1 protein-coding gene and 1 pseudogene are annotated in these 1,295 nt (G+C 53.1%); both read right to left on the bottom strand.

The genetic code is table 11. The annotated features are described in order from the left end of the window. Positions 1 to 63 precede the first annotated feature (63 nt). Positions 64 to 1,050 (bottom strand): DUF6414 family protein, encoded by a 987-nt coding sequence (locus B7E02_RS00195; RefSeq protein ID WP_143336571.1) that lies wholly within the window; start codon positions 1,048 to 1,050, stop codon positions 64 to 66. Positions 1,051 to 1,194: 144 nt separating this feature from the next. Beyond that, positions 1,195 to 1,295 (bottom strand): annotated as a pseudogene (locus B7E02_RS00190) (IS6 family transposase); the annotation flags it as partial.

Here is a 1,295-nt window from a genome sequence, read left to right as displayed (position 1 = left end):
CAACAACCGAAGGCTTCACGGTAGCCTTGGAATGGTCAGCCCCGACGAGTTCGAGGCGACCTACTACGCGGCCCTCACCGAGGAGTCGCTCCCCGCATAGAAGCGGCACAGAACCCGGGCCGGTTCAGGGTTCAAAGCTTTTTCGACAGCTTTGATATTGAGTCGATGCAGAAGTTTGTTTTTGGCGAGAACTGGCACGTCCTGGCTGGCATCGGCGATGACCTTTGCCAGCACAGTAAATCGACCATCAAGGAGACGGTCTGAGTCCTTCGACACGAAATATTCTGCCTCACAGACAGTGACTGCAGTAAGTTTTTCGTTGCCCTGGCCGATAGTGGCGTAAAATTCCTTGGTTTTATCGCTCCGGAAGTCTGTCCTGACGGCAGCAGCCACTGCTTCAGCGAGATCGGCCTGGTCTTGGGCTTCTACTTCATAAATCGCCCTAATCTTGTGAATCTTATCCACAGAAATTTCATCGTCGTTTTCCTTCAGATTGTCTGAAACCTCGCGTATTTCCTTGATCCCTTCAGCTCTACGGAGATAGTGAGTAATCGCGGCAATCAGTTCTGGTGTGAGGATATCGAGGATTGCATTAGCCTCATTCGCAGTGAACGTGGCTTCGAACTCAATGAATTCGCCGACCTTGATCGATTCTGCGTCTGCAAGGGATTTGACGGGTCGTACCTGCTTATAGGCGCGGAGGCCATTCCGAACCCGGTCCATGTAGTAGGCCTGGGAGTAAACGAATTTCCGGCGATCTGCTGCCGCATTCTCATCATTCTTCGCCTGCTCCCGGACATGTTCTCCGGTTGCTTTGAGATCAGCATTGCCGACGAATGGGAGGCTAAGCTTTCCTCCACCGGATATGTCTGCTTTGCCGGATGATCCGCTGCTCTTAGAGGCTGTCGAGGCGATATCAGTCTCTGTGGATTCTAGGATTCCAACCTGATAGATCTCTTGGAGGAGTCCCAAAACGAAATCAGCGTTCTGGTAAACGATCACTGTCGGCGTGGGCAGAGCAGGCAGATTTGTTCCGTCTTTTTTCGGCATACAGTACAACTATCACACTGCTGGGAGACGAAACCCCCATTTAACCCCCAACTAATAACCCGCCGGGTGCTGTTGCAAAGTTGGGGGGGAGAGCCGCAAAAACTCAGTTTCTCATTCTCTGATGGCCGCTGCGTGTGGGCGTTGTTAGGCCGTCTCGAAGACCCGGTTGACGATCACCGCGTCCGGGTTCGGTTGCCCGTGAGGGCAAACATCGTGCCTTGCCCTTTCCGCAATGAGTGCATCGC

Source organism: Corynebacterium pacaense (assembly GCF_900169525.1).
Classification (GTDB): domain Bacteria; phylum Actinomycetota; class Actinomycetes; order Mycobacteriales; family Mycobacteriaceae; genus Corynebacterium; species Corynebacterium pacaense.
This window is presented reverse-complemented; position numbering and strand designations above follow the sequence as displayed.

Excerpts from the sequence above, each read along its gene's own strand:
- B7E02_RS00195 (WP_143336571.1), bottom strand. The coding sequence starts at position 1,050 with ATGCCGAAAAAAGACGGAACAAATCTGCCTGCTCTGCCCACGCCGACA.